The sequence below is a fragment of the Komagataeibacter oboediens genome, assembly GCF_003207815.1.
In the GTDB taxonomy this organism is placed as follows: Bacteria; Pseudomonadota; Alphaproteobacteria; order Acetobacterales; family Acetobacteraceae; genus Komagataeibacter; species Komagataeibacter oboediens.
The window spans coordinates 1-21,685 of sequence record NZ_NKTX01000034.1 but is presented as its reverse complement, the minus strand read 5'-3'; the positions used below and the strand labels follow the sequence as shown (position 1 = coordinate 21,685).

Below are 21,685 nucleotides of genomic sequence, written 5' to 3'. Positions count from 1 at the left end.
TGCGTCCTCAACCGCATGGACATTGATCGCCTCGATCCGCATGCTCACACGACGGACAGCAAGGCATTGTCAAGCTTGAAAAACTTTCGGATCGGGCTCTCAGACAGTCAGAGTATACCATGCCGCCGCAAGCCTGCGGGTAAAACGTCGCATTACAGCAGAGATGGCGAGACGCGATCTTCGCCGAACAACCGCCAGAAGCCTTGGCTGAATGGCTTTAATTACCTCAGGGGTCATCGCATTGTCTATGACCTCGCCAAAGTAGGCAGTATCCTGCCAAGCGGCCTGGCTGACCCAACCGTCCCCAGCGATGACCCTATAGTCCTTCGACCCGGCGAAAGCCTTCATTGAGCCCAGTCCGATCTATGCCAACGATCTCAGCGGCAACACCATTCTTGTCCTCGTGGACGCCAATGACGATGTCTCCGCCATACGTATTGGCGAATGCTGTCACATCGGCAAGAAAGTCTCTAACGCCCTTATGGCCGGCAGCGGGGAAGGCTCCTTTGAAGTCAAGAGTTGGCCCCTCACTCCGGGCATAGACTACAAGGGCTTTGATATCTTGTAGGGAAATTGTATCAAGTGGATGTTCAATCATATTTTATGATAGAACATGTATTCTGACGATTAGATACGCAATAGTTGCTGCTCTGCTAACGGCCCACGTAGGCCGCTAAGTTTTTATTCAGTCACTATGTCCGCTATCGGGAATGCAGGTCGCCGCGCCCTACGTCCGACATGAGGGCGAAAGCAGACACCGTTTCGAATAAATAAATCGTCTATTTTATGAAGATAATCGAGCGACTGTCAGGAATTTCGTATGCGGTGTCTTATTCGATATGTTGATCAGAAAGTGGTGCGGGCAAAGCGTTCATCGAAGCGAATGGTGAACTGCATCTTTGTTATGGATCTTTCCCTTGGGGCATCCGTGCTTGCCGCGCCAATCGATGGAAGTCCAAAAGACTGATATAACTGGTTTATATTGCTGCCTGAAGTGCATGTGGGAATCGGTGCTTGCGTGCCCCCGCAACCAGACTTAATACACTGAATATGATACAAAAACGCCGCCCCCAGAGGCGGCTTTTTTGCGTCCAAATTTCCGCCGCAGGAAACACATAGGAAACAGACGGAAAGGTAATCCGGCGCAGTTTTGTCGAATATCACATGTGTGTGAATGTGGCTTGGGACATCTCCTGACTGGGCCGAAAGGTGGTCTGACGCTCGCAGAGCGGCTGACATTCGGTTGACAGATTCCGATCAGATGCTTCCGGAGAGCCGGAGCAGATAGGCTTCGAACATATCGGCCATGGCGTCGGCATAGGCTGCGATTTCTGCCTCGCTTCGGGGTGTCTCCGAGAACGCCTTGCCGATGGCACCGAAAGTCGTCCTGGCAGGCACGCTTCTTTACATGTTGGCCCGCGCTATGAAGGCGCAGAGGATTGTCGAATTCGGAACATCTTTCGGGATCTCGACGATCCATCTTGCCGCTGTCCTGCGTGATAATGGTGGTGGTAAACTGATCACCACCGAATTCGAGCCCTCTAGGCTCAGGACTCATTCCTTGAGGTAGAAGATGAAGCTTGCTGCGATGTGGATTGCGGACATGAATGTGTGAGCGCAGCAGTCGTATCTGCTGGCAATACGCTGCCAGTCTTTCAGCTTTGCGAACATGTTTTCGATCAGATGGCGCTTTTTATACGGATGCCAGTTTTAAGGCGGCTTTGATTTCCGGTTCTTTTTCGCGGGAATACAGGCAGTGATATTGCGTTCTGCAAGCGATAATCTGATCCGGCTGCTGTCATGGCCTCTGTCCCCGATGACTTCTTCTGTCCCGTCGGGGAGATCTGCCAGCAGCACGTCTGCGCCCTTGAAGTCACTGACCTGACCTGCTGTCAGATGTAGGCGGACAGGCCGACTCTGACCATCGCACACCGCATGGAGTTTTGAGTTCAGGCCACCTTTTGTCCGCCCGATATGGCAGGGAAAAACCCTTTTTTGAGCAGGGACGCCGATGTCCGGTTCGCTTTGAGATGTGTCGCATCGATCATCAGGCGCTTCGAACGGCCAGCCTGTTCTGTCAGGGCGATGAAGATCCGGTCAAAGACACCCGGGCAGCTCCACCGGATGAAGCGATCATACAAAGTCTTGCGCGGAGCATACGCTTTCGGGGTGTCTTTTCACTGAAGGCCGTTGCGGATCACATAAACGGTCCCGTTCGGAACACGCCGGTCATCCACGCGTGTTAATCTCCGTGTGCCAGAGGGAAAAATGGCTCAATCCGCTCCTTCTGGCTCTCAGATAGCAAAAATACCTCACTCACAGCCTCACCTCCATCGGTAAGCCTGTGAATCACAACGTCTCGCTCAGTTCAATAAATTAATAGGTCTTGAGCGTGGTTCAGCTGCAAGTTTGCGCACTTTGCTTAAGCTACGCCTCGACCATCTCGCGAACAAAAGCGTGAATGGGTTCCATGAACTTGAACGGCTCACCAAAACCGTAGCCGTCAGGGCGCCATTTGGGCTTGTGGCTGTAATTGCCTGCTCTGCTGCCGTAATGGCCGAACTGGTCGATGCAAATCTTCCAACCGACCGCTGGAAATTTCTCCACCAGCGACATTAAAGTTTTTAGGCGTTGATCGTGGTTGGCCGCAGTCTGGGGTATCCATGCGCGACAGATGGTTTTCAACGATGCGATCGGCTTGAGGATCGATATCGACGCCAGTTGCTTCGTCTTCAGGTCACGCTCGAAAATCTTCAGAAACGTGTCAGGGGCAGCTTCCGCATATACGGGAAGGCCACGCTCGTTGGCTTCGATCTTCCGCGTCGAAAGCGGCTCCAGCAACTCCGTCACAAGTCTTGATGCAGCAACTTCGCAGTCGAAGCCAAGGCGCGTCTTGAACAGCAGATGCTGCCGGGCAGTGTGAAGGCATGGGTCAATTCTCGATGAGAATTTCCACCCGACCCGGGTCAGTTCTCAGTGAAAATCAACAGTCCCTGCGTCTGTTGTCTTCTGGCACGTCGCGTGATGGGTGTCATCCACAGGTGGGGCACTCCAGTCTCTTCAACCGGTCTGCTGGCAAACCGTGGTATTCCATGGATGCATTGTTTCCACCGAAGCTGCATGCGTCTATGAATACGGTTCCGCCTGCTGCCATGGTCAGGGATAGAGATCAACCAGCGGGAACCACCAGCAGGCAGCCTGTCGCGTCATGCAGGGCTCCGTCTGCCCGTAGCCAGACAGGACAGGCTGGACCATGATGACATTGCCAGATCGCCGGACATTTCTGCGTATGGGAAGCATGGCTGCATGCACGGCGGCTCTGTTGCCGCCGGGTGCATGCCTGGCGCAGGCTACGCGTGAAAGTATGCCCGTCATCTGCGCGCACCGGGGATGGCGTGATCCGTCCCGGTTCGAGAATACGCTGGAAGAGATGCGTCATACGCTTCGGAGCGGACCTTTCATGATGGAGATTGATCTCACCAGCGATGCCGATGGCACGATTTTCCTCATGCATGATCAGGATATCGATCGTGTGACGACTGGCCATGGGCCGCTTGCAGCACTGGATAATCCGGCGGTGCGTGCCCTGCGCATGAAGAACGGTCGGGGCGAGGTCAGGGGACGGGTCACGGCCTACCGGGACGTTGTTCGCTGGGCGGCGGGCGAACCGACCGCACGCCTGATGCTGGACATCAAGGCCGTGGCACCGGCGGATGCGCTGGCACCTGTCCGTCAGGCGGGACTCTCCGGGCGCGTCGTGGTCCTGACTTTTGCCAGGGATGTGGCGCATGCGGCGTTCGCAGCGGATCCCGATGTCCTCGTATCCGTCCTGATCACCCGGCCTGCCGATATCGGACTATATGTCACCATGGCTGCCGGGCGGCGGTTTGCGGCCTACATACCCCGGCACGCCGACCCGGCGCTGTTTCACGCCGCGCATAATGCCGGTGCGGTCGTGATCACGGATTTGCTGGGGGCGGGTGCACTGACGGACGCCATGACTCCCGAAGCCGGGGCACGATGGGCACACGGGCTGCCCATCGATATTCTGGTTACCAATACCCCGATCCAACTCCGTGCGGCATTCCAGTCCATTTTGCATGCAACGGGCTGATCCCGCTTTGGGGCGGGGCCGGTTTTACTTCAGCCCGTCCACAAAGGCCGCGATCCGACGGCAGCCTTCACGCAGGGTGGTTGTGTCGGTGGCGTAGGAAATACGGAAAAACGGGCTCATGCCATAGGCCGCGCCCTGCACGGATGCGACCTGCTGTTCTTCCAGCAGTGCCATTACGAAATCGGCATCGGTCCTGATCAGGCGTCCCCCTGCAGAGGTCTTGCCCATGCAGCCACTGATGTCGGGATAGACATAAAATGCGCCCTGCGGCGTATGGCACTGCACGCCGGGAATGGCATTCAGCAGGGAAACCACCAGGTCACGTCGGGTCTGGTATTCGGCAGCGCGGTCCTTCAGGAAATCCTGCGGGCCGTTCAGTGCCGCGACGGCGGCCGCCTGTGCCAGTGTATTGATGCCACTGGTCGACTGGCCCTGCATGTTGTTCATGGCCGCGATCAGTGCGCGCGGGCCGCCGCAGTAACCGACGCGCCAGCCGGTCATGGCATAGGCCTTGGACACGCCATTGACGGTCAGGACACGGTCCTTCAGTCGTGGCTCGACCTCGGCGATCGTGCAGAAGGTGAAGCCGTCATAGATCAGATGCTCATAGATATCATCAGTCATGATCCAGATCTGCGGATGCTTCAGCAGGACGGCGGCGATGGCTTCCATATCCGTGCGCGGGCAGCATGCGCCGGTGGGGTTGCCGGGGAAGTTGAGGACCAGCCACTTGGTCTTCGGCGTAATGGCAGCCTCCAGCGCTGCGGCGGACAGGCGGAAACCACCTTCGGCAGGGCAGGGCACGGATACGATGGAGGCCCCTGCAAGGCGGGCGATATCGGCATAGCTGATCCAGCTCGGGCTGGGCAGCACCACTTCATCACCGGGGTTGATGGTGGCCATCATGGCGTCATAGATGATCTGCTTGGCGCCGTTGGCCACCAGAATCTCATCCAGTGCGTAATCCAGGTGGTTTTCGCGCTGGAATTTGCCCTGCACCGCTTTTTTCAGCGCGGGCTTGCCATCCTGCGGCGGATATTTTGTGTCACCTGCGCGTGCTGCGGCAATCGCGGCGTCCACGACATGTTCGGGGGTGGGGAAATCCGGCTCGCCGGATGACAGGCTGACGATCTTTACCCCTTCGGCCTTCAGTGCCGATGCCTTGTCGGTCATCGCGGCCGAAGCCGAAATCCCAATTCCATTCAGTCGATCCGCAAACCCGGGCATCAGACGCTTTCTCCACTTCTGCTCATGCAACAGCATATATGCTTACAGCACGATCGTAGATCGTTTCGCGATGGGTTAGATACCAGTGAAAATCGTCTGGCCCCATACAACAATCCTATGAAAGCCTGAGCATTCACTTTATCCGTCCATCCGGATCGGGTTACGCACCATGCTCAGTGACAGTCCGGCGGCAATGATCAGGGCGGCGGCGCACATATACCATGCCATGTCAAAACTGCCGGTCCATGACACGATATATCCGGTCAGGATGGGTGACAGCAGCCCCAGTGAATTGCTGCATGTCAGGGTGACACCTGTAACCGCCCCGATTTTCCCTCCGTCCTGCACCATATCGGTCAGCAGCGCGGTATTGGCGCCATTTGCCGCCATCAGGCAGGCCAGCGCACCGGACAGTACAAGCAGAATGGGCATCATGGTATGGAAATATGGCAGCAGCCCGATCGTGGCCGCGCCCAGCAGGCAGGTGGCGACAACAAAACGCCGGTTGGGCGGATGAATGCCATTGCGAAAGACAAGATGTTCCAGAATTCGCCCGATCATGACCGCACCGATGGCGGCGACCAGATAGCACAGGGCCGTGCTGTTGCCCGTGCCGGTCGTATCGATATGCAGTTCATGGATCAGGTACAGCGGCATCCATGACATGACCAGGAAGTTCAGGTAATTCTGCGTACACTGTACCACCAGTATTCCCAGAAATGAGGATGAGCGGAACAGGTTCCTGATTTCGCGCACCGAAATGGGCCTGCGCGGCGCCACATCGGCATCGGCTTTGTCCTGCGGGTTGCGGTACACCAGCCACCATGCCAGCGCCCATGCGATCCCCACGCCGCCCAGCGCCATGAACTCGCACCGCCAGCCAAAGAACGTAATCAGGTATGCGCCCGCAATCGTGCCCCCTGCCAGCCCGAGTTGCATCCCGGTCAGCAGCACGGTCATGACCGATCCACGTTCACGCGGCTGCGCCCAGTTGCGCACGACGGTGGCCCCCACGCCGAAGGTCGGCGCTTCACCAACGCCCAGAAGGACACGGGTCAGCAGGAACTGCGTAATATTCTGCGCCATGCCGCCCAGCAGCATGGCAAACGACCATACGCCCACGGCAAGGCTGCCGATGGCGCGTGCACCCACCATGTCGAGCACGATGGTTGATGGCAGGTTGAGCAGGAAATACGACCACAGGAAACTGGATGAAACCCAGCCCATCTGCACCGGTGTCAGGGAAAACTCCCTGCCCATCGTGGGCAGGGCAATGGACAGTGCGGCGCGGTCGCCATAACTGATGGCGTACATCAGGAAGACAAGGAAGAAGAACACGTAACGGGCGGGAATTGCGCGCCTGCCTCGTGCATGGGTGGTCATTTCACCTGTTGTCACGCTGTAGGACTCCTGGTGTGCCATGAATTACGATAGGGGAGAGGCCGCCACGCGCGGGCCGGGAGTCATGGCGGGGGGCCCGTGGCCGCATCCATCGTGCCTTCCGCCACGGCCTTCTGCTTTGCCGGACGGTCATGGCGTAGCATCCATACGCCGGACCCGATGATCAGCAGCCCGCCAATGACCATGGCAATGCCGGGGATTTCGCCAAATCCGAACCATCCGATCAGGGCCGCCCACAGCAGCCCGGAATAGGCAAATGGACCAATGGCGGACACCTGCGCCGATGCGAACGCTTCGGTCTGCAGGACCTGCGCGATACCGGCGAAGGCCCCGACGGCAACAAGGCAGGCGCCTTCGGTCATGCCCGGCGTGGTCCAGATGAAGGGAAGCGGCAGCGCGGTCATGAGCGTCATCAGGATGGCCTGCCACAGGGCGATGGTCGTGCTGGCTTCCGTGGCGGAAAGCTGACGGATCTGCATGGTGGTCAGCGCGCCCACCGCGCCCTGCGCCAGGGCTACGAAATACGCCCAGCCTGGTACGGCAGTGCCTGCGCCGTGCAGCAGCCCCTTGCCCAGCGCGACCACGATCACGCCCGAAAACCCGATCGAGACAGCAACCCATCGCTGGAGCGATGGCCGTTCATGCAGTAGCGGGATGGACAGCAGCACCAGAAACAGCGGCTGCGTATAGGACAGCACCTGCTGTTCAGCCAGCGGCAGGCGCGTGACGGTGATCACGACCATGATCATGCTGATCAGGCCAACGACCGAGCGCAGGACATGCCCGCCAAAATGGTTTGTTTTAAGGACAATGCCCGTGCGTGCGGCAATCAGCAGCACGAAGGGTAGGGAAAACAGGTTGCGGAAGAAAATGATCTCCAGCGCGGGAAGCGTTGATCCGGTCAGTTTCTGCAGGGCATTGAGGGCAGCGGTAAAAAATGTTGCAGATGCCAGAAGAAGGGCACCACGTTTCAGGTCATGCTTCATTTTATCCGTACCTCAATGCACGACATGGACGGCGGCGCGCTTCATCATGGATCACTGTTGCCGGTAGCCCCCGCCTGCGTCATGTTGCGATATCGTAACGCACGGGGCGCATCCCGGGTCATAGGTGTTTGTTGCGGTGCAATAGGAAATTCTTATGGATGGGAACCGTGTCAGTCCCCAAGCTGGCAGGCGGGTGTCAGTAAGCCGCCACTGGCCTCGATTTCCGCGCGGATGGCGCGGGCCAGTTCCAGTGATCCGGGCGTGTCGCTGTGCACCAGTATGGACTGTGCCCTGACCGGCAGGCGGGTACCGTCAATGGTCGTGACCGATCCGTCCTGCAGGAACTGCTTCACGCGCGCACGTACTCCCGCCAGGTCATGGATGACCGCCCCCGGCTGCCCACGTGGGACCAGCGTGCCCGCAGTGGTATAGGCCCGATCGGCGAGGAACAGGGTCTGTGCCCGCAGGCCAGCCTTTTCGGCGGCGCGTTCGGTCGCCTGCCCGGGCATGCAGAAGACACTCAGGTTCCGGTCAAGTGCTGCAATGGCGCGGGTCAGGCGCAGGGCAAGCCCCTCATCCGCGTTGGCCATGTTGCCGAATGCCGCATGGTAGCTGACATGGGTGACCCGGTGTCCGTGGCGGGCAGCAATACCCTGCAGCGCGCCGATCTGGTAGCACATCATGGATTCCATATCCGCGTCGGACACGGCCATGGCACGCCGGCCGAAGCCCATGAGGTCCGGCAGGCCGGGATGAGCGCCGATACCAACGCCCTTTTCCTTCGCCAGACGCACGGTACGGTCCATGATGGCGTAGTCACCTGCATGAAAACCACAGGCGATATTGGCCGAGGATACGGTATCCATCAGCCCGTCATCATCCGCGATGCGCCAGCGGCCAAAGCCTTCGCCCATGTCGGAATTGAGGTCGATCTTCATGCCTTGTCTCCAGACTTCATGCCAGCACGACAGCGGGCGGATGTGCGGTAGTGGGCAACCATCATGCGCAGGTCGTCCAGATAGGCGTTGACCGGTCGCATGGCGGCGACGCCTTCGGTAAAGCTGCATTCCCGGAAGCGGATGCGCGTGCCGATCCGCGCCTGTGCCAGCCGCCACAGGTCGGCTTCGATTACGGTGGCGATACGGGGGTAACCGCCTACGGTATTGGCATCGGCCAGCTGTACGATCGGCTCACCTGCGGGCGGGACCTGAACGATACCGGCGATCACGCCATAGGACCGCAGTTCCACCCGGTGGTGCAGTTCAAGTGGCGCGCCCGACAGGCGGTAGCCCACGCGGTTGCTCTGCGGTGTGATGCGCCACGGGGTATCCCAGAACCGCTGCTGAGATTCGGGCGTGAACAGCCCGTAATCGGTTGCTGGCATCGCACGCAGGGCGATGGTCCTGCCGTCGTCCCCATCCGCTACGGTGTCCAGAACCGTGGCGGGGGGCAGGGCGCCATAACCCGCCACATCGAGCGTCCGGCCCGTGGTCTTCAGCGTATCGCCTGCCTCCAGCGGGCGACCGTCCAGCCCGCCAAAGCCGCCACGCAACTGCGTGCTGCGTGATCCCAGCACCACCGGCACCTCAATCCCGCCTGCAATGCACAGGCAGCCGCGCGCGCCTTTTTTGGGTGACCCGATACGCAGGATCTGTCCCGCCGCTGCCGTCTCGACCATCCATGGCAGGATCGTGCGGCCATCAAGGTCGATGGTGGCGTCAATGCCCGTCACGGCAAACGTGGCGGCCGTGTCAAAGCGCAGGACAACCGGATAGGTCTGCAGTTCGATACAGGCGTCATCCATCTGGTTGTCCAGCAGGATATTGCCCACCTGCAGCGCGATTGCGTCCATCACGCCCGATGTGCCCACGCCCAGGTCGCGGTAACCGGGGCGGCCCAGATCCTGCACCGTGTTCAGGGCGGATGTTTCAAGGATCGTAATCACAGCTCTATGCTTTCCGGATAAAAGCGGATGCGATCGCCAACGGCAAACAGGGCGGGCGGCTGCCTGTCGGGATCGAACAGCCGCAGGTCGGTAAACCCGATGGAATTCCATCCATTCGGTCCCGTCAGCGCGGAAATGCCCGCCTGCATGCCGCCAATGATGACGGTCCCGGCCTGCATGTTCAGTGACGGCACCGTCTTGCGTGGTGTCGCGATACGCGGGTCAAGACCGTGCAGGTAGCCAAAGCCCGGTGCGCTACCTATGGCGCAGACCGTGTATTCACTGGCGTGATGGATGGCGATGACGTCCTCGGGTGGCAGGTCGGCATGGGCGGCTACGGCGGCCAGATCCTCGCCCAGCGTGCCGCCGTAGCGCACGCCGATTTCAAACAGGCGTCCCTCGATATGCCGTTCGGGCAGGGTGTCCCAGGCATGGTGCAGCCAGTCCGCCACTGCCTGCGGGCTGTCGGGGGGGACGGAAAAGATCAGCATGAGATTGGTCACGCCGGGAATGAGTTCCTGCACGTCGGGCCGCGCCCGTGCCGCGTCCATCAGTGCCCAGATCCGGCGCTGGTGGGCCATGGTGAAGTCGCCCGGCGCCTCGAACAGCATGGCGCGGGTGCCGATCATGCTGATGGCGGGCGCCGCACCGGCATCGCGCGCCACATCGTTCTTCATATCCGCGTTCAAAATACACAGTCCCTGGAACGGCGCTGGTTGCATCCCGGAAAAAAGGCAGGATCCGGTATTGGCCCTGAACCGTAACAATATAGGTTTCGCGGCAGGATGTGCCGACCATGGGATTATGGCCGTTCCCGTAACGATGGCCAGTGCAATTCTGGTTGTGAGGCTATTGAATAATCTTATGGCCCAGCGTGATAGCCGGGCCATCGTATTATGTTATGGCGTGAGAACGAAGTGCTCTTGGCGCATGTCGTCCGGGGCCGTTAGCATGAAATGAATAGCTGAACATCCGGCATCCACCGTGGGGCCGGGTGGTGTTAGTTTCTCTGTTCAGGATCGGGTTTTCTTACCATGAGCAACCAGCCGTACCGTACCGCACTCGTCACTGGGGCATCCTCCGGCATTGGCGCGCAGATCGTCCGTCGCCTGTCGCAGGAAGGGATCGAGGTCCATGCCCTGGCGCGTGACGCAGCACGGCTGGAACAGCTGTCGCAGGAAACCGGCTGCGTCGTGCATGCGGTCAGCGTATCCGACCAGGCCGGCATCGAGGCGCTGATGAAGGGGCTGGAGATCGACATCCTTGTCAACAATGCCGGGCAGTCGCGCACGGGCAACATCACTAACACCACGCCCGAGGATATCGACGCGCTGGTGGACGTGAACCTGCGCGCGGTGCTGCAGCTGACCCGGCTGGCGGTGGCGGGCATGATCGAGCGTGACCGCGGGCATATCGTCAACATCACCTCCATTGCCGGGCATTATGCCTTTGCCGGCGGGAACACGGTCTACCATGCGACCAAGGCGGGCGTGCATTCGCTGTCGCAGCAGCTGCGCTGTGACCTGTTCGGTCGCCATATCCGCGTGACCGAAATCTCACCCGCGCGGGTCGAGACTGAAGTGTTCGGCCGCCTGATCGGGAACATGGAAGAAGCGAAGAAGCGTTTCTTCGATGAATATGATTCCCTCCTGCCCGAAGACATCGCCAATTCCGTGGCCTTTGCCGTCATGGCGCCGCAGCGCATGAATGTCAGCTTTATGGAAGTGCTGCCGACCATGCAGGTCGTGGGTGGCCTGAACTTCGCCAAGAAGACATCCGGCGCGGCGTAAGACCAGTGGATCTCACGCATGTCAGGCGGCTGATCGACCTGCTGGCCCATGCTCCGGTCACGGAGCTTGAGGTGGAGGAAGGCGGCTGCCGTATCCGCATCACCCGTGGCGGCGGGACACAGGCTGCGCCTCCGGCTGCATCCGTCGTGTCCAGTGCCAGTGCGCCGGGCGTGGACACGGCTCCGGCATCTGCCGCGGCAGGCCACACCCCGCCGCCCGAGGCGGAGGTGGTCATTACCGCCCCGTCCTATGGTGTGTTCCATCTCTCGCCTTCGCCGGGGGCGCCACCGTTCGTCACCGTGGGGCAGGCCGTGCTGGCTGGTCAGGAAGTCGGACTGGTCGAGGCGATGAAGGTGTTCAACGCCGTGCGCGCCACGCAGGCGGGCGAAATCGCGGCCGTTCTGGTGGAAGACGGCACTGAAGTGGAGGCAGGTACCCCCCTGTTCCGGCTGGCATGAGTGAGATCCCACATTTCAGCCGGGTGCTGATCGCCAATCGTGGTGAGATCGCATTGCGTATCCAGCGCGCCTGCCGCCAGCTTGGGCTGGAGACGGTGGCCGTATATTCCGAAGCCGATGCCGACAGCCGCCACGTGCATGAGGCCGATATCGCCCTGTGCATCGGCCCGGCCGCCGCCGCGCGGAGTTACCTTGACCCCGACGGACTGCTGCTGGCGGCCCGCCTGACCGGGGCGCAGGCGGTTCATCCCGGCTATGGCTTCCTGTCGGAAAACGCTGATTTCGCCGATGCGGCGGAAGCTGCGGGCCTGACCTTCATCGGCCCGACGGGGGCCTCCATCCGCATGATGGGCGACAAGATTACCGCCAAGCGTGCCATGCGTGACGCTGGTGTGCCCTGCGTGCCGGGATCGGACGGGCCGCTGCCTGCGGACATGGATGCGGTCAGGGCCATTGCGGTGCAGGTGGGTTTCCCGGTTATCGTCAAGGCCTCGGGTGGGGGCGGCGGCCGTGGCATGCGTGTGGTCGAGCGTGAGGCCGACCTTGCGCAGGCCGTGACCCTGACCGCCAAGGAAGCCCAGCAGGCCTTTGGCAACCCGACGCTGTATCTTGAACGCTTCATGCAGAAGCCGCGTCATATCGAAATCCAGGTCCTGTGCGACACGCATGGCACCGCGCTGTGGCTGGGTGCGCGCGACTGTTCACTGCAGCGCCGCCACCAGAAAGTGCTGGAAGAGGCATCCGCCCCCGGCATCGCGCCTGAAACCATTGCGGAAATTGGCGAACGTTGCGCCGAAGCATGCCGACGCATCGGATATCGTGGCGCAGGCACGTTCGAATTTCTGTATGAAGACGGCGTGTTCGCCTTTATCGAGATGAATACCCGTGTGCAGGTCGAACACCCGATTACGGAAGAGACAACGGGCATCGACATCGTAGCCCAGCAGTTGCGCATTGCGCAGGGTGAACCGCTTGGCATCGCGCAGGCGGATATCCCGCTGCGGGGCCATGCCATTGAATGTCGCCTCAATGCCGAGGACCCGTTTACCTTCATGCCCTCGCCAGGCACCATCACGCGCTGGGATCTGCCCGGTGGGCCGGGTATCCGGGTCGATACGCATGTCGTGGCGGGTTACACGGTGCAGCCCTATTATGATTCACTGATCGGCAAGATCATCAGTTATGGCGCAACCCGTGCGGAAGCCATCGCGCGGATGCGGGTGGCGCTTGCGGAAATGAAGGTGGAGGGGGTGTCAACCAATATTGCCCTGCACCGCGACCTGCTGGCGGACCCGGCGTTTCAGCGCGGCGGGGTGGATATCCACTATCTTGAACGCTGGCTTGCGCAAAGGACGGCCCCATGAACAACCGCTCCGAACAGCTGGTGCCCCATTTCGACCGGCTGCCAGATCCCGAACAGATCGGGCAGATGGCGACATGGCTGGCGCAGGCGGGGCTGGAAAGCCTGGAACTGACCAACGAGGCAGCGGGACTGAAACTGCGCATCCGCGTGGAGCAGGCCGCTGCGGCAATTACCGCTCCCCTGACGGGTGTAGCATCCCAGCCCAATGACGGGGCAGGGCGAGTTGCGGTGAAAACGCCGTATTTTGGTCATCTGTGCCTGGTCCATCCGCTGCGCGACACACCTTTTGCCCCGGTAGGGACAAAGGTGACGCAGGGAGAGACTGTTGCTCTCCTGACACTGGACAGTCTGCAGGTGCCGGTTCCCGCGCCGGTATCGGGCACGGTGGTGGATGTGACGGGACAGCCCGGTGCGCTGGTGGGGTATGGCGCGGCCATCATGCAGATCCAGCCCGACTGATCCGCACGGGCTGAACATCACCGCTGTTTGCAGTGCAGTATTCATTGCGTCCGGGTTGTCTTTTTTATTGTAGTGTCATGCGACTGGCACCGTCTTTCGGATATGGCTTTGCCCGGTTGCCGGTATTATTCTTGATGTGGACAGATCGAAATGGTTGATATGCCCCCAGCAGCACAAGATGCCGCGACGCGCGTGCCCGCGGGCCGGACCGGGGCCGACGGGACGGGGAAAGGTCTGTCCGGTTATCGCGTTGAACGTGACCTGCTGGGGGGCGTTACCATTCCCCCCGGTGCCCTGTGGGGCGTGCATACAAAGCGCGCACTGGATAACTTTCCCATAAGTGGAACGACAATCGGTAGTTTCAGCGAACTGGTGCAGGGGCTGGTGACTGTCAAACAGGCAGCGGCACGGGCCAACCTTGCGCTGGGCTATCTGGACCGCACGCGCGCCGGCGCCATTGACGGTGCCTGCCAGCGCATACTGGAAAACCCGGCCTATCGGGAACAGTTTGTCGTGGATGCCATGCAGGGCGGGGCTGGCACGTCCACAAACATGAACGCCAATGAGGTCATTGCCAACGTCGCCCTTGGGATACTGGGGGAAAAACCGGGCGCATACGACGTGCTGCACCCCAATGACCATGTCAATATGGCGCAGTCCACCAACGATGTTTACCCGACGGCACTGCGTCTGGGCCTGTTGCTGGCGGTGGACCCGCTGCTGCATGCCCTTGAAGGACTGCATGAGGCATTGGATGAAAAGGCCCGGGCATTTGATGCGATCCTGAAGGTTGGCCGCACGCAGTTGCGCGACGCCGTGCCCATGACGCTGGGGCAGGAATTCGGGGCGTTCCGCACGTCTGTCGCCGTGGAAATTCGCAGCATAAGGGAACATGCCGCCGCTTTTGAACAGGTCAATCTGGGGGGGACTGCCATCGGGACAGGGCTGAATACCGACCCGCGTTATGCCGCGACCGTCATGGCGGAACTGCGTGCCCTGACCGGGCGGCCCATGACCGGTTCGCCCGATCTGATCGAGGCAACATCGGATGTGGGGGCCTTTGTCCTGTTTTCCAGCGCGCTGAAGCGCCTGGCGTTGAAACTGTCGAAAATGTCGAGTGACCTGCGCCTGCTGTCCAGCGGACCACGGACGGGGCTGGGTGAAATCGTGCTGCCGGCGGTGCAGGCCGGATCGTCCATCATGCCGGGCAAGATCAATCCGGTCATTCCCGAGGCCGTCAATCAGGTGGCCTATCTGGTCGCGGGCCATGATCTGACCATTACCATGTGTGCCGATGGTGGGCAGTTGCAGCTTAATCCGTTCGAACCGATGATCGGGTACTGCCTGTTTACATCCATCAGGACGTTGCGCGCCGCCATCGAAACGCTGACCACGCGGTGCATTGACGGGATTTCAGCCGATCAGGCGCGGTGTCGGTACCTGTTTGATATCAATATCGGTATTATTACGGCGCTGGTGCCGGTGCTGGGTTATGATACCTGTTCGACCCTTGCCAGACGTGCGCTGGCGGAAAACCGCAAGGTGACGGACCTGATCATGGAGGAAAGGCTGCTTTCCCCCGAACGGCTGGCGGCCCTGCTGCGTCCCGACGCGCTGACCCGCCCCAATGTGGGGCGGCAGACAGGCTGAACTGTCAGCTGAAAGGCTGTGTCCCGGGCCAGTTATGCGATGCTGCCATGGTCTTGGCCAGATCGATAAGCACGTCACGCACCGCCACCGAGGCCTCGGTTTCCGGAATGATTTCAGGAATGCACAGTGAAACGTCTTCCTGAATGACCGGATTGCGCAGCGGATAGATGCGCGATTTTCCTGGTGCGACAATACGGCTGGCAACAGACCACGGCAGGATGGTGGCGCCGATGCCCTGTTCGATGGCACCCTGCAGGGTAATCAGCGCTTCGATCTCAGCTACGATGCGCGGTTCAAGCTGCTTGCGCATGAAGGCCATGTCCACGCTCTTGCGGACAAAATTATGCTTGGGTGGCAGGAGCAGGGGCGTGTCGGCTATGTCAGCCAGTTGTACGGCACCCGTTTCATCTTGCGGGAATTCCAGTGCATGGGGGGCCAGAAGGAAGAATTCCTCCTTCATCAACGGGGTGAAAACGACCCCCTTGATCGGCCCCGCGCCATGTATGACCGCCATGTCCAGCCGTCCGGTCATGATCAGTTCGCTGTAGATGTCATCAAAGCTTTCGGTCAGGTGCAGCGTGATGTTGGGCAGGCGCGCGCGCACGCGTTCCAGCAGTTTGACCGATAGCGTGGAGCCCGCGCTGTAAGGTGACAGTCCGACCGATACCTTGCCCACCAGCGGTCCCGCGCCCCGGGTTATTTCCACCATGGCCCGGTCGAACTGCTTGGTCAGGGTCTGTGCATGCCGGTACAGTTCCGCCCCGGCAGTGGTGGGTGTGACGCCGCTTTTGCTGCGGATGACAAGTTTCTGCTTGAAGGCGTTTTCAAGTGTGGCCAGTTGCTGGCTCAACGCAGGCTGGGCAATATTGAGCAGGTCGGCCGCACGGGAAATGCTGCCCAGGTCAATGATTTTAATAAAAGCCTGCAGTCGCCGTATATCCAACTGGAACTCCGTTACATGTCATAGGCTTGGGCTTTATTGCATTGATAATAGGTATTTTCCTTGCGTTGTCAATATATTGTCATGCATGGGCATGACGTTATGACACAATAACGTTGCCTGCCGGCAGGATGGCCATGATCAGGCCCGATCGGGTTCTGGAACAGGAGTCCTGATACTTGCGGTAGCCGTGTCGAAAACGCGACACCGTTAAAAACACGAAGCATTTTCAATTATATAAATTGTTATATCCAAGTAAGCGCCCGCCTGTCTTGCGAACATATCAATAATCCATATGACGCCACATCGTAACGAATGCGCATCATAAACCTGCACATATTCGTTACGAAACGTCCGGTCGAGTTTCAGGGGGGAAGGCAGATGTCAGGCTTATCAAAGCGGAAGTTATATCTGGTGGCTGGGGTCGCATTCGGTACATTCGTGCCGGCCATGGGCGAAGCCGCGACCGCGTCTGTCTCATCCCCGGAAAAGCATTATCGGGTGACGGCCCATAAAAAGGCTCCAGCCGCAAGCCAGGCCGCGCCTGCGGCACTGCGTGCGTCCTCCCGACCGGAAGAGATTCATGTGGGCGGCCACCAGACCAATTCCATCTTTTCGCCCGGTGCTGCGCGGCACAGCACCACGCAGGTTACGGTCGTAACCGGTGCGGAACTGCTGAAAACCGGCCAGACGAATGTGCTTTCCGCGCTGGCGCAGGCCAACCCGGCCATTACCACAGCAGCCCTGCCGGGCGGTGGCGCAAGTTCGTTTGTCCAGACCATGCAGCTGCGCGGGCAGTCGCCCGATGACACGCTGATCCTGGTGAATGGACATCGCCGTCATATCGGCGCCAATTTCAATTCCAATGCGGGCACCAACTGGGGCAGTGAACCGGCTGATATCTCGCTTATTCCCATTACGGCGATTGACCATATCGAAGTCATTACCGAAGGTGCGTCCGCGCTGTATGGTCAGGATGCCATTGCCGGTGCGGTCAATATCGTGCTGAAGCGTGATACGCACGGTGGCACCATCAATTTCAAGAACAGTGGTTATTACGCAGGCGACGGGCAGGCGCTGGACGGTTCGGCCAGTTACGCCATGGCGCTGGGAAACAAGGGTGGCTATCTGGACCTTGCGGCACAGGTCACCCATCAGCTGCCTACGACGCGGGGCGGGGACTTCTATGGCACCCTGTTTGCCGACCCCACGCGCAATGCAACGGCAGATCGTAACGTGCAGCGCGGTCTGGGCCTGCCCAAGAGCACGCTTGAGACGCTGAGCGAAAACATGTCCATTCCCGTGGCGCACGGGTTCAGTTTCTACAGCACGTCCACCTTCTCGCACCGTCGCGCCAACGTGCCTGAAACATACCGTGCCAATTCGGGGGACGATACATGGATCAACCCGTCGCTCTACCCCAATGGTGACCAGCCCTACATCACCATGGATCAGTATGATTTCGAGACGGATAACGGCATCCGCGCGCGCAAATTCGGTTTTGCATGGGATGCGTACGTAACCTATGGCCGTGACCAGCAGAAATACGGCACCAAGGATTCAGAAAACGCCACCACCGCGTCGGACGGGTCATACGTCTACGATCCGACCCAGACATCCTTCTATGACGGTGAATCGATTTCGTCCGAACTGACAACGGGCCTGAGGGGATCGCGTTCGTTCCACACCGGCCTGCTGCCCAGGGACATCAACCTGAAATTTGGTGCGGAATACCGTCATGACACCTTCCAGATGACGCAGGGTGAAACTGCGTCGTGGGACGGGCAGGGGGCAACCGATCATCCCGGTAACGTGCCCATGGCGGTCACAAACCAGAACCGTGACGTGTATGAAGGGTTCGCCAATCTTGATTTCTACATAACCAAGAAATGGGAGTGGACGCTGGGCGGACGTGTGGACAGTTATAACAACATGGCCACGGTTGAAACTGGCTCCATCGGTACGCGCTACAACTTCAACAAGCGCTGGGCGATCCGCGCCAACATCAATTCCGGCTATCGTCCGCCGACGCTGGGTGAAATGTCCTATTTCTATTCAGCGCCCTATCCCGGCTATACCGTTGATCAGGTGCCCGCGAACAGCGCCATTGCCAAGTATCTTGGCGCAGGCAACATGAAGGGCGAGTATTCACGCAGCTATACCATCGGCCTTGATGCGACACCTGTTGATGATTTCCATATCACGGGCAACCTGTATTACATTGCAATCAATGACCGTCTGGGCAGCACCCAGTCCTATACGGTTGACCAGAATGATGCCACGTTGAAACAGCTGCTGGCGGCTGCCAATATTTCGAGCGCGACGTCTCTTTCATACTATGCCAACCTTTATAACACCCAGACGTTTGGCGGCGACCTGAGTGCTGACTACACGCTGCATACGCACCGCTTTGGCAAGTTCCGCTTTGCCATGGGCATCAACTTCTCCGATAACGAGATCCGTTCCGCCCGCAATAACCTGGTGAATGAATACACCAAGGAAATGGTCCTGCATTCCGCTCCGAAAAACCGGGAGCAGATCAGCGTGAACTGGCAGTACAAGAAATGGTCGGTGTTCGTGCAGGAAATGCGGTATGGCTCCATTACCTATATGGCTGCGCCGACTGGTCCCGGTTCCGTGCCGTTTGAACAGAACCCGGCCTTCATCACCAATCTGGAAGTTGACTACAAGCCTGTCCCGCGGTGGACCATCGGTGTCGGTGCCAATAACCTTGGTAACAAATACCCGACCCGTATTTCCAGTTCGATTGCCAATTCGCAGCAGGGGCTGGCGAAATATGCCTCCTACTCGCCGTACGGGTTCAACGGGGGGATGTATTATGTCAAGACATCCCTCGATTTCTGATAAGCATCCTGAAATACAGGGGAAGTATAACCGGAAGCAGGCTGGTAGGCCGGATATGACCCTTGCGTAATTCGATGGTCCGGGTGAGATGTCTTTTCAGGCATCACCCGGACCATTCTTTTTTTGATATGCCCCTGCGTCCTGAGTTCATTCCCGTCTGCCAACGCCGCGTGGCATGGGCATCGTGTAAATGCGTCTGACGAGATGTCTGCGCCGCTGGGATGAACGTAGCGTGTCTGAATGGATTTAACTGCGTCCAGCCGTCGATTGCCAGAGGGATCGGCAGCACGCTTCTCAGCGCAGGTCAAAATAGTGCGGGAACTGCAAAAAGGGCGCAGCGCTAGCCAGGGGGCGGTTCAATCATGGGCAGACCGCGACGACGATCCATGCTGTTGCTGTTGCTGTTGCTGTTGCTGTTGCTGTTGCTGATGCCCCTGTGGCGATATGTCTGATGGACCGGAATATTGCACGTATCTGATTCCGTTGCGTCGGGGTGCCTGCATCGCAGGTGATGCAGGCAGGGTACAGGTGCCCGTGCCGCTGTTTGAAAAGTCAGCTTGTGAAACGTCCGGTAAATCTAAGAAAAGTTTTTGGTGAATGTTTATTTTTTTATAAATGCCTTGTTGCAGGAGACGATGGCATGCATGCGGTTACTTTTGATACCTGCCATCGTCCCTTTCCCCGTTGTCAGGTCAGGCTGTAAGACGGGGCATATCGGTATTGATGCTGGCACTGTCTTCAATGCGGTAGGGGCCACCAGCCAGAATTTCGAGACAGAGCAGCCCCATTGCTGAAGGGCGCCGTTCCCCAAGTTTCAGGACGGATCGTCCATTCGTCCACCGACAGGGCACGCTATCGGATGCATTTCCGCCATCATACCAGCCGAGCGATGAGTCTTCCGTCAGGTGGGAGGTGATGGTGCGCGTGATATTGCCTTCAAACAGTTTGATATTTCCGATCAGTACACCCAGTTGGCGGCGGTCATCCACATACGGACCTATCATCTCAGACGGGCGTGCGGTGCGCGACATGATGCGGACGTCATGCACATCGGGCGGGACCATGAAGAAAACCTTACCATTGGCTTCGCGTATTTTGGGGATGATAGTCTGGGCGTCGGTCATCAGGTAAAGATCGGGTTCTTTACTTGATATTGGTGTTGCAGACTGGCTGTCCAGTCCGGCCGCCGCGGCTCTCGCCTCGATCTGGCGAAAAACAGGTTCAACAAAGTCGCGACTGACGCCAAGCGGGGCTGCTGCATCACGCGTCCAGTCATGGGTTTTGCCCCCGATCCGGATAACCTGCCCGGTCTGCTGGAAAGCGCGGCGGTTTCCCGTATCAAGATAGCTTTCGGTCAACATGCCGTCCGCCATGATGATCGCATGTTCTTCCAATTCGATATGGTAGTATTCATAAGATGTAATGGAATGATCATATAAAACCGACCGGCCATTCACAAGCATACGTGCCGGAATGAAACGTCCGTTGAGGAACAGGCAATGTTCAGCGGTAATCAGCATGTCCTTGTATGGTACGCCGTCAGAAATGGCGTTCTGGCGGATACGGACGGGATAGCCTGCCTCGTCATCGGCCACGCCTGCGCGAACGGTTGCCTGCGCCTTGCCTGCCCAGACCACCGTGCGTGGGACGTGTTGCCCATTGACCAGTGCGAGGACGGTATCGTTTTCCTTAATCTCCTCCACTGCGACGGTCCCGGCAGGGGTGGTGATCATTGATCCCGCCAGGAAACAGACCAGTACGCCGTTATCACCCGTGCTGTTCATGGGGGTGGTGCTGATATACAGATTTCCATCGCTGGTGGACTGAAAAAGATTATGCTGGGTTGCGTAATCGTAGAAATCGCCCTGGACCTGAATGGTCTGGCCCGTGGTCGTGACAATGTCGGTACTGTCGCCTGATTGCGATACGGATGCGATGGCGGTTGCATTCGGTATTTCTATGGTGGCCCCCGGCTGGTCAAAACCACTGATGCTCGGAAATTCCAGAATGGACAGGTTGGCACCGGGCGTGATGACCAATGTTCCGCCGCCCGTACCAAAATTGACCGATGACGCACCCAGTGCAGCGATGGCGGATTCGCCTTCTACCTGATTGATCATCAGCGTGCCGCCATTCTCGATATTATAGGTGGCACCCGACAGGGCGGAAATGGTGTCTTCACCCGACATGGAAACCGTCCCACCATCGGCTGTAATGGTTGCCCCGGTCAGGGCACCGATCAGGTTATTGCTAAGAGCCTGATCCGAAAGTTTTTGAACAATACCAGCCTGTTGTGATTCATCCGTCTTTACGAAGAGATGGAGTGAATGGTGACATGGACTGGTATTGCCCGACGTGAACATAGCCGGGAAGGACTGCGATATCCATCGGATATGATGGACGGGGAATGGGCTTTGATCGTGCCATTTGTGCCCCCTGCGAAACGGGGCGGTCGCCCTCGCACGACGGATATGCGCGAGGTGGTCA

General features: G+C 59.0%; 18 protein-coding genes and 3 pseudogenes. 9 read left to right on the top strand and 12 right to left on the bottom strand.

Going from position 1 to position 21,685, the window contains the following annotated elements:
• Positions 1-351, top strand: a 351-nt coding sequence (locus tag CFR80_RS19605) for a hypothetical protein (RefSeq protein ID WP_220032743.1), incomplete at its 5' end; no start/stop codon positions are given.
• Here the strand turns inward: CFR80_RS19605 and CFR80_RS20155 are convergent.
• The 4 genes and pseudogenes from CFR80_RS20155 to CFR80_RS12200 all read right to left on the bottom strand — a co-directional run bounded on the left by CFR80_RS20155 (position 317) and on the right by CFR80_RS12200 (position 2,850).
• Positions 317-598: an AlbA family DNA-binding domain-containing protein gene (locus CFR80_RS20155; protein ID WP_110507461.1), complete on the bottom strand. Its 282-nt coding sequence runs from the start codon at positions 596-598 to the stop codon at positions 317-319. The two genes, CFR80_RS19605 and CFR80_RS20155, sit on opposite strands and share 35 nt — an antisense overlap.
• 659 nt (positions 599-1,257) lie before the next feature.
• Positions 1,258-1,389: pseudogene (locus CFR80_RS12215) on the bottom strand (TetR/AcrR family transcriptional regulator); the annotation flags it as partial.
• Positions 1,390-1,554: 165 nt separating this feature from the next.
• Positions 1,555-2,320, bottom strand: a pseudogene (locus CFR80_RS12205) (IS5 family transposase).
• A gap of 107 nt (positions 2,321-2,427) precedes the next feature.
• Entirely contained in the window at positions 2,428-2,850 is a 423-nt protein-coding gene (locus CFR80_RS12200) for a hypothetical protein (protein ID WP_110507460.1), read from the bottom strand.
• Between the two features lie 403 nt (positions 2,851-3,253).
• Here CFR80_RS12200 and CFR80_RS12195 point away from each other — a divergent pair, with 403 nt between their 5' ends.
• The gene (locus CFR80_RS12195) at positions 3,254-4,114 is read left to right on the top strand and encodes a glycerophosphodiester phosphodiesterase family protein (RefSeq protein WP_110507459.1); all 861 of its coding nucleotides are present in this window, start codon (positions 3,254-3,256) and stop codon (positions 4,112-4,114) included.
• Between the two features lie 24 nt (positions 4,115-4,138).
• Here the strand turns inward: CFR80_RS12195 and CFR80_RS12190 are convergent, their stop codons facing one another.
• The 6 genes from CFR80_RS12190 to pxpB form a co-directional block, all read right to left on the bottom strand.
• On the bottom strand, positions 4,139-5,341 hold the full coding sequence (locus CFR80_RS12190; RefSeq protein WP_110507458.1) for a pyridoxal phosphate-dependent aminotransferase: 1,203 nt from the start codon (positions 5,339-5,341) through the stop codon (positions 4,139-4,141).
• 138 nt (positions 5,342-5,479) lie between these two features.
• A complete protein-coding gene (locus CFR80_RS12185) occupies positions 5,480-6,724 on the bottom strand; it encodes an MFS transporter (RefSeq protein ID WP_048857079.1) in 1,245 nt (414 codons plus the stop codon).
• An 80-nt stretch (positions 6,725-6,804) separates the two neighbouring features.
• Entirely contained in the window at positions 6,805-7,728 is a 924-nt protein-coding gene (locus CFR80_RS12180; RefSeq protein WP_110507457.1) for a DMT family transporter, read from the bottom strand.
• 170 nt (positions 7,729-7,898) lie between these two features.
• Positions 7,899-8,666: a LamB/YcsF family protein gene (locus tag CFR80_RS12175; RefSeq protein WP_110507456.1), complete on the bottom strand. Its 768-nt coding sequence runs from the start codon at positions 8,664-8,666 to the stop codon at positions 7,899-7,901.
• The gene (locus CFR80_RS12170; RefSeq protein ID WP_110507455.1) at positions 8,663-9,673 is read right to left on the bottom strand and encodes a 5-oxoprolinase subunit C family protein; all 1,011 of its coding nucleotides are present in this window, start codon (positions 9,671-9,673) and stop codon (positions 8,663-8,665) included. Before CFR80_RS12170 ends, CFR80_RS12175 begins: the two co-directional genes overlap by 4 nt.
• The gene (pxpB, locus tag CFR80_RS12165) at positions 9,670-10,350 is read right to left on the bottom strand and encodes a 5-oxoprolinase subunit PxpB (RefSeq protein WP_110507463.1); all 681 of its coding nucleotides are present in this window, start codon (positions 10,348-10,350) and stop codon (positions 9,670-9,672) included. Before pxpB ends, CFR80_RS12170 begins: the two co-directional genes overlap by 4 nt.
• A gap of 357 nt (positions 10,351-10,707) precedes the next feature.
• On the opposite strand from pxpB, the gene CFR80_RS12160 reads away from it, so the two are divergent.
• The 5 genes from CFR80_RS12160 (at position 10,708) to CFR80_RS12140 (ending at position 15,393) form a co-directional block, all read left to right on the top strand.
• On the top strand, positions 10,708-11,463 hold the full coding sequence (locus CFR80_RS12160; RefSeq protein ID WP_048857083.1) for an SDR family oxidoreductase: 756 nt from the start codon (positions 10,708-10,710) through the stop codon (positions 11,461-11,463).
• Positions 11,464-11,468: 5 nt separating this feature from the next.
• Complete coding sequence (locus tag CFR80_RS12155) at positions 11,469-11,921, top strand: acetyl-CoA carboxylase biotin carboxyl carrier protein (protein WP_110507454.1); 453 nt, start codon at positions 11,469-11,471, stop codon at positions 11,919-11,921.
• Positions 11,918-13,285, top strand: a complete 1,368-nt coding sequence (gene accC / locus CFR80_RS12150; RefSeq protein ID WP_110507453.1) for an acetyl-CoA carboxylase biotin carboxylase subunit — start codon at positions 11,918-11,920, stop codon at positions 13,283-13,285. Before CFR80_RS12155 ends, accC begins: the two co-directional genes overlap by 4 nt.
• Positions 13,282-13,743, top strand: coding sequence for an acetyl-CoA carboxylase biotin carboxyl carrier protein (locus tag CFR80_RS12145; protein WP_110507452.1), 462 nt, complete (start codon positions 13,282-13,284; stop codon positions 13,741-13,743). The genes accC and CFR80_RS12145 overlap by 4 nt, the downstream gene beginning before the upstream one ends.
• Before the next feature lie 150 nt (positions 13,744-13,893).
• Entirely contained in the window at positions 13,894-15,393 is a 1,500-nt protein-coding gene (locus CFR80_RS12140; RefSeq protein WP_110507451.1) for an aspartate ammonia-lyase, read from the top strand.
• Between the two features lie 4 nt (positions 15,394-15,397).
• Here the strand turns inward: CFR80_RS12140 and CFR80_RS12135 are convergent, their stop codons facing one another.
• Entirely contained in the window at positions 15,398-16,336 is a 939-nt protein-coding gene (locus tag CFR80_RS12135) for a LysR substrate-binding domain-containing protein (RefSeq protein WP_048857058.1), read from the bottom strand.
• A 378-nt stretch (positions 16,337-16,714) separates the two neighbouring features.
• Between CFR80_RS12135 and CFR80_RS12130 the strand changes: the two genes are divergently transcribed.
• Positions 16,715-19,198 (top strand): TonB-dependent receptor plug domain-containing protein, encoded by a 2,484-nt coding sequence (locus tag CFR80_RS12130; RefSeq protein ID WP_181418219.1) that lies wholly within the window; start codon positions 16,715-16,717, stop codon positions 19,196-19,198.
• Positions 19,199-19,890: 692 nt separating this feature from the next.
• Here CFR80_RS12130 and CFR80_RS12125 read toward each other — a convergent pair.
• Entirely contained in the window at positions 19,891-20,931 is a 1,041-nt protein-coding gene (locus CFR80_RS12125) for a Hint domain-containing protein (protein WP_258367788.1), read from the bottom strand.
• 594 nt (positions 20,932-21,525) lie between these two features.
• Between CFR80_RS12125 and CFR80_RS12120 the strand changes: the two are divergent.
• Positions 21,526-21,685, top strand: a pseudogene (locus CFR80_RS12120) (IS5/IS1182 family transposase); the annotation flags it as partial.

Bases quoted from the DNA above. Each gene is read 5' to 3' on its own strand.
- CFR80_RS20155 (WP_110507461.1), bottom strand. From the start codon at position 598: ATGATTGAACATCCACTTGATACAATTTCCCTACAAGATATCAAAGCC.
- CFR80_RS12195 (WP_110507459.1), top strand. From the start codon at position 3,254: ATGATGACATTGCCAGATCGCCGGACATTTCTGCGTATGGGAAGCATG.
- CFR80_RS12190 (WP_110507458.1), bottom strand. From the start codon at position 5,341: ATGCCCGGGTTTGCGGATCGACTGAATGGAATTGGGATTTCGGCTTCG.
- CFR80_RS12185 (WP_048857079.1), bottom strand. From the start codon at position 6,724: ATGACCACCCATGCACGAGGCAGGCGCGCAATTCCCGCCCGTTACGTG.
- CFR80_RS12180 (WP_110507457.1), bottom strand. From the start codon at position 7,728: ATGAAGCATGACCTGAAACGTGGTGCCCTTCTTCTGGCATCTGCAACA.
- CFR80_RS12175 (WP_110507456.1), bottom strand. From the start codon at position 8,666: ATGAAGATCGACCTCAATTCCGACATGGGCGAAGGCTTTGGCCGCTGG.
- pxpB (WP_110507463.1), bottom strand. From the start codon at position 10,350: ATGAAGAACGATGTGGCGCGCGATGCCGGTGCGGCGCCCGCCATCAGC.
- CFR80_RS12160 (WP_048857083.1), top strand. From the start codon at position 10,708: ATGAGCAACCAGCCGTACCGTACCGCACTCGTCACTGGGGCATCCTCC.
- accC (WP_110507453.1), top strand. From the start codon at position 11,918: ATGAGTGAGATCCCACATTTCAGCCGGGTGCTGATCGCCAATCGTGGT.
- CFR80_RS12145 (WP_110507452.1), top strand. From the start codon at position 13,282: ATGAACAACCGCTCCGAACAGCTGGTGCCCCATTTCGACCGGCTGCCA.
- CFR80_RS12140 (WP_110507451.1), top strand. From the start codon at position 13,894: ATGGTTGATATGCCCCCAGCAGCACAAGATGCCGCGACGCGCGTGCCC.
- CFR80_RS12130 (WP_181418219.1), top strand. From the start codon at position 16,715: ATGTCAGGCTTATCAAAGCGGAAGTTATATCTGGTGGCTGGGGTCGCA.
- CFR80_RS12125 (WP_258367788.1), bottom strand. From the start codon at position 20,931: ATGATCACCACCCCTGCCGGGACCGTCGCAGTGGAGGAGATTAAGGAA.